At 49.9% G+C, this 6,745-nt stretch carries 5 protein-coding genes; all 5 read right to left on the minus strand.

The features are described from left to right. Window positions 1-49 precede the first annotated feature (49 nt). Window positions 50-892, minus strand: a complete 843-nt coding sequence (locus RBT11_17195) for a DUF2148 domain-containing protein (protein ID MDX9788516.1) — start codon at window positions 890-892, stop codon at window positions 50-52. Beyond that, window positions 885-1,682, minus strand: coding sequence for a DUF2148 domain-containing protein (locus tag RBT11_17200; protein MDX9788517.1), 798 nt, complete (start codon window positions 1,680-1,682; stop codon window positions 885-887). Before RBT11_17200 ends, RBT11_17195 begins: the two co-directional genes overlap by 8 nt. Before the next feature lie 369 nt (window positions 1,683-2,051). After that, window positions 2,052-4,277: an MMPL family transporter gene (locus RBT11_17205; protein MDX9788518.1), complete on the minus strand. Its 2,226-nt coding sequence runs from the start codon at window positions 4,275-4,277 to the stop codon at window positions 2,052-2,054. A 193-nt stretch (window positions 4,278-4,470) separates the two neighbouring features. After that, window positions 4,471-5,517 (minus strand): YCF48-related protein, encoded by a 1,047-nt coding sequence (locus tag RBT11_17210; GenBank protein MDX9788519.1) that lies wholly within the window; start codon window positions 5,515-5,517, stop codon window positions 4,471-4,473. Window positions 5,518-5,618: 101 nt separating this feature from the next. Then, window positions 5,619-6,745 (minus strand): DUF1329 domain-containing protein (locus RBT11_17215; GenBank protein ID MDX9788520.1); only part of this gene is annotated, 1,127 nt, incomplete at its 5' end.

Here is a 6,745-nt window from a genome sequence, read left to right on the forward strand (position 1 = left end):
TGTTAAATACTCAGCAAAAAAATCAAACCACGCTTTATTGCAATGAACCCTATTTATCCGATTTTCCGTACCAGGCGGTTACCTTCGGTATATGCTTTTGCGATATTTTCATTACTTTTTCGAGCGTTTCAGCCGCAAATTTTTTTTCTCCCTCGCTCAGGGGTTCAAATTTGACGTATTCCGGATTGTTCCACCAATCCTGTTTGGTTTTGGTGCAGGGTTTGGTGCTGCCCGGAAAGGCCTGCCAATTTGTCGGGGATGTCTGTCTGAGCCACTCGCGGTGCTTCTCGTCCGATGCTGTTTTTAAATTTTGAGCCCTGCTGAAGTAAAGTAAATCACCCGGCGGGCCGATGGGAATGCCAAGAACTGCACTGCAATCCGGCAAATATCCAACCCCTGCGGCAGCCGCCCCGACAGTGCCCATAATACGACAGTCATACCGGTGCTGGGCCACCGCGGCACAGGCAAAATCACACGCTGCGGCATAATCCATCATTTTCCACTGGCAGGTGGGGCCGGCAAAGAGCGCGCCTCTGCTTTTATTCTTTTTGGAATAGACATTAAAATCCGCACAACTCTCAAAACCACAGCCACCACAATCCCATCCAAGCTCGGATCGCGTGACATCGGCTCCGAGCAGGAGAATCGGAGGCGGCGTTCCCTTATCGATGAAATATTTCAAGGATTGAAAATCAAAATACATGACCGGTGAAATCGGTATGACCGCTTCAAAAAACTCCAAAATGGGTATAATATCCTCGCCGGTCACGATTTCGGTTTTAAGATTTAATTTTGCCGTCAGTTGAGGGGCTCGATAGGCGGCCGCAGCCGCCAGTTTGGCAACTTCAAGCACCATATCTCGGCCTGCGTCTAATCCGTTTATTCTAGCCATTGCTCCCCTCCTTTTCGACTTTCGGCGTCTGGGTCCGATAGTCAAAATGGATCCCGGAACCGGTCTGGCGGTTGACCACAAAGTTCTTTCTCGTGTTGTCCACCATTTTGTCCATATTAATCAGGTGGTAATCAATGGTGATATCCTGATAGGGGTTTTTGGATTTGGACGCCATCGCGATCCCCACCACAATGGCCGATTTGAGGCAATATCCGAGTTTCTGCCCGGCCAGTCCCACACTCATAAAAGGTCTTGCGTCCACCAAAAGGGTCTGGGCCATCCATAGGGCGGAGCCCATGACATAGCCCAGGTCATTGACCCTGGCACAACACAAGGGGCCCTTGATGGGCGTTTTGCTTCTTCTGTCGGTCACATCCACAAGACCTTCTTTCTGCGCCCTTCGCTCATAGAGAAATGCGCATCCAAGTTGCCCGCCACACAATCCGCAATGAGCATCCAGCGGTGTTTCATGTGCCCGAAAATTCCCGAGAAAAAGAATCACATCAGAATCGCGGACCATGACCGCTTCATTTAAAAATCTCTTTTCCCACCGTTCGTTGGTATAGGCCAGATCCTCCATTTTCATGGCGATCTTTTCCAACTCCTCTTGCCCGTAAACCAACTGTGCATCGATCTGGGGTACGCCCCCGGCCACCGGCGCAGTCATCGCCGCATTTAAAACGAGCTTAGCGGCAATGAGGGTTCCTTCGCGCCTTCTCAGGTCCTGCGGGGAGTGCGGCGGCCACTCGTTGATGAACTCCTCCCCCCTTAGATTGTCATATTTTTCCATGGAGCATCTCCTCTCTCAGAATTAAAGCTATGTTTATTATTTCGTAACTGCTCAGTAGCCAGGAGACAGAATCAAGAATCCAGAATAATAACAACTGAAAGCAGCCGGATTAATCTAGTTGAATGAAGATTCAGGCGGTTAGTGCATTATTCTGAATTCTGGCTCCTGAATTCTGTATTCCTGAGTAGTTACCTAATTTTTTTATACTGCCGTCTAATTCAATCCTTCGGACACGATTTTTTATTTTCCGATGGTGAATACATCAACATGAATTGTCAAATCGCTGTCTTCCAGTAATGGCCGCTTTGATTATTGATGACATTAATGCCATCTTGCTGCCAGCAATAGAACTATAAAGAGCGCTATTGGTCAGGCTGAATGTTTGATCGGCGCCTTTTGGTTTTGGCTCAACTTAAATGGCACAACACCATTGGATTGAACGGACGTTCTGCGCTTGCGAAGAATCCATCGGGCCAGAGCAGGAAGAATAAACACCGCGCCGACCATGTTGAAGATGAACAGGAAAGTCAGAAGAATCCCCATATCCGCCTGAAACTTTAATGGTGAAAAAATCCAGGTGGCGGTGGCGAGTCCCAAGCTGATCCCGGTCAAGAGAATGGCATTGCCGGTGTCGTTCAATGTCTTCTCGTAGGCTTCCCTTAACGATTCTGATTTCCAGCGAAGTGCGACCAAGGTGCTGTAGAGATAAATTCCATAGTCCACACCGACCCCGACTCCTAGCGATACCACCGGAAGCGTGTTGACCTTCAGCCCGATGCCAAGCAACGCCATCACGGCATACCCGAGAACCGACACCAGTCCCAAGGGCAAGAGGATGCACAACAGGGCCGGCAGGGACCGAAAAGAAATCAAAACAAACAGGATCGTTGCAAGATAGACATAAAGCACAATCGGAAGCTGTTCCTTAGCCACCACCTGGTTGGTCGCGCCCATGACCCCGACATTGCCCCCGGCAAATCGCATTCTGACATTTTCCGAAGGATGGGCTGCAATATATGTTTCCGCTGAGTTCAGAATATGCGAAATGGTCTCGGCGCGATGATCCTTGGTGTATATTCGGACCGGCATCACGCTGAAGTTTTTGTTCATCAGTCCCGAAGTGGACGGCACATACCAGCAGGCCTGTCCCAGAACCTGGGGGTTTCTCGACAAAACCCGCCACTTCAGACTCGCTTCGTTCCAGGCGGCGCTTAGCTGTTTCACCACGCCGGGCAGACTTTCCACCGACTGAACGCCGGCCACCCCGGTCATATACCATGCAAAATCATCGATATACTTCATCGCGTCATGATCGATACAGGCATCCGGTTTACTCTCGGCGAAAACGACCAGAGAATCGACACCGATTGCAAATTTGCTGATGATCGCTTCCGTATCCAGGTTGTAACGCGAATCCGACCGCAACTCGGGAACTCCTGCCTGGGAGTCCCCGATTCTGACCTGCTTCGAGGTATTCCAGCCCAAGACAAGAAGCAGCACGGCAATCAGAATGATGGCGGCGGCCCATCCACGCTCGGCCACATTGGACAGAGCCCGCCATAGCGGCGCCATGAAGTCGGCCCGCTTTTTCAGTTTTTGGCGGTAGGCATCATCCACAGACATATAGGAGAGCAGCATGGGAAGAAGAAACATATCCACAATGGCAATGGCTGCCACACCGATGGATGCCCCGATGGCCATCTCCTGAATAATACGAATCTGAATCAGGAGAATGGTGGCAAAACCGATAATATCGGTAACTAATGCGGTAAGACTGGGAATTCCCAACTTTTTCAATGCGTTTTCAGCGGCTTCCACGGGCGTATGCCCGCTGAACACCTCGCTCATGCATCCCCTGACCATCTGCATCCCGTGACTGATGGCAATGGCGAAAACGAGAAAGGGGACGAGAGTTCCCATGGGATCAATGCCATATCCAAACAGGGACAACAGCCCCACCTGCCAGATAACAGCCGTTAATGCGTTTAAAACAACCAGTATCGTATATTTGATGGACTGGGTATACCAAAACACAATGACCAGCGTCGAAAGAAACGCCGCGCCAAAAAACCCAAGCGTTACGGCCACACCGTCGACCATGTCGCCGATGAACTTGGCAAAGCCGATGATGTGAACATCCATATTTTCGCCCGCAAATTTCTCCCGGACACTTTCCAGCTCCCTGGCGACCTTTATGAAATCGAGTTTTTCCCCGGTTGTCGGATCCACCTCCTGAAGATCGCACGCGATCATGGCGCTGGTGAAATCGTTGGCCACCAGCCGTCCCAAATATTCTGATTTCAAAATATTCTGTCGGACCTGTTCAAGACCTTCCGGGGTTGGCTCAAAACCGTCCGGAATCATATTGCCAGCAGCAATGCCACCCTCAATGATTTCCGTATAGCGCACGTTCGGCGTCCAGAGCGAAAACACACGGCTGCGATCGACCCCGGGAATAAAAAAGATGTCATCGGTGGCTTTCCGCAACGCCGTGAAAAACTCAGGCGTGAAAATATCCCCCTTCTTAACGGTCAGTGCAACGAGAATCTGGTTGGCACCGCCGAAATCCTTTTGAAAATGAGCATACGTTTTCATGAAGGGATGCTTCATCGGCAAGAGTTTGGTAAATCCTGCGTCAAGATAAATACGCGATGCCGAATATCCCAGGAAAACAGTTGAAACAAGGAAGAAGACAAGTACCAGCATTCTATGCTTAAAAAGCACAGACCTAATTTTCGCGATGTTTGAGAAAAAACTCATGGTTACTCCTATCCACCATTGAAAGGGGTTAAGTATTTGAAGCATCCAACGTCGTCGTCTGAACGCCGAATTCTCCAAACAGCATTAACCCGCCGCCCTTGGCTTCCAATATTTTGGAAATCCCCTGTCTTCCGCTTTTCTTTCCAAGCCTCTCAAAGCTTTTTCCTTCATCATGGCTTTCAATAAGAGCGCCACCCAAGCCGCAGACAACGATTCGCCCATCCGCAAGCACCTCAGCGTCGTTCAGCATCGCGGTGCTCCCTGTTTCGATTTTCGTCCATGAGGCACCGGCATTTTCAGATCTGAAAGCATTTCCCCGCAACCCGAAAGCAAGCAGCACATTCCCCTTCAGCGGAAGCGAGCAAAAAAGAGACCCATCATAGGGAAGCAACAATAATTGCCAGACATTTCCCCCGTCATCCGAACGATAAATTTTCCCGGACTCGGCCGAAATATACAGCCGCCCATCCGCTGCGACACTGATATGGTTCAGGTGAAAATCATCTTCACCGATCTGCCGTCTTTTCCAGGTGAGACCGCCATCGGATGTCGCCAGAAAAAGTCCGTAAGCGCCTATTGCAAAGCCGTTTTGTGCATCTTTAAACCATACGTCGAGCAGCGGCATTTCCAGTTGGGGATCGGAAAAAACCTTCTGCCAGCTTTTCCCGCCATCGGTCGTACGAAGAATCACCGCGTCATGCCCGACAGCCCATCCCGTTTGGCTATCGATGAAAAATACGCCGGTCAACATCACCTGTGTCGGGACATTCTCTACCTGATTCCAATTTTTTCCATTATCTTCCGATACCAGAATATACCCCCGTTCCCCGACGGATACCAGCAAATCGCCCTTACGAGCAGCATCGAGCATGAGCGACTTTGTCGCAAGCGGCGACAACACGCTTTGCTTATCCAGAGATGCGTCCAGGGCAGTGGTCTCCGCGATGAGGAAACCTGGCGCGAATATTCCCCTAAATAAAAGCAACAACAGAACAACCAATCTGAATCTCGAAGGGGAAAAAAGCCCAGCGCCGAACGAAGCCGGCTTCCAGTAGCCATTATGGTTTTTTTTCATATATCACTTTCCTGCTTTACAAATGGTCCGGCCGGGTTGCCGGTGATTCTGAGGATAACTGAAAACACCTGCAACCCGTGGCCGACTCAAGTTAAAGAATATTACCGCTTGCCGCTTCGTCGCAGTGTGCCCGGATCAAAGACGCCTTCATCCAGAGCAGTGGTATAATCGGGATATCTTGTTTTTTCGTTATCGCCCCAATTGCCGACATACCGTCCCAACTGAAGATCATAATGTACTTCCCACCCCGTCCAGCTGAACGGAATATCGTAATACATGAAGTTATGATTCTCATCCACACGCCAAAGCTTATCCCGGTTATCATATAAATCACAGGCAGCAATCGCATTGCTGTCCTCGTCTACATAAAATGTGCGGCGTTTATAGAGATGTCTCGATTCTTCTTTCAGGTTTGCATCAACAACCCATACCCGGTGCAATTCATAGCGGAGATATTTGGGGTTTGGATGCAGCGGTGTGAAAAATTCCTTGTTGCTGACATTCAGACTGTTCGCCCGATAGGCATTGTACGGAATATACATTTCCCGCTTGCCCAGCAGCTTCCAATGATAGCGTTCCGGGCTGCCGGTAAACAGGTCATTCTGATCAATGGTCATCAGGCCATCAGAACCCTCATAGGGATTATCAAACCCATATTCAGGTGCTCGCCGCACGCGCCGCTGCCCCGGACTGTATAACCAGGCCTTGCGCGCTTCGGCAGCCTGGTTTAGGGTTTCGTGGACCAATAGAACTCGACCGGCCATTCGCGGCGGCGACAACGTCTCCTGTTTAAAATACCAGATGATGTTATTCAATTCTTTTTCAGTATACTCGGGATGGTCCCATTTAAAAAAAACCCGATCGATGTTTTTTGTGACATTAAGCTCCCCCCCTCGGCTCACCGATATAATGGAGGCTTGGCGCTCCTTGTGGCCATACCCTTTCCAACGAATGATATGATTCCATATAACTTCAAGTCCGTCTTTTGGTAATGGAAAGGCTATACCGCCGATGGGGCCACCGGTTTCAATCCCGTTACCGCCTGCGACCAGTTCCGCATTGGCAGCTGTTTTTTTGGTTGCTTCGTAATACCACTCGGGTGCCCCCCAGGTGCGCCGGGTAGGATAAATGTTCATGTAAAAAGAATCATAGGCCGTTAACAGCGCCTTGTGGCTTTCAGTCAATTTGTCGGCGTATTGCGCCATATTGGCGGCGGTTATTTTAATCA

The sequence above is a fragment of the Desulfobacterales bacterium genome, assembly GCA_034003325.1.
In the GTDB taxonomy this organism is placed as follows: Bacteria; Desulfobacterota; Desulfobacteria; order Desulfobacterales; family JAFDDL01; genus JAVEYW01.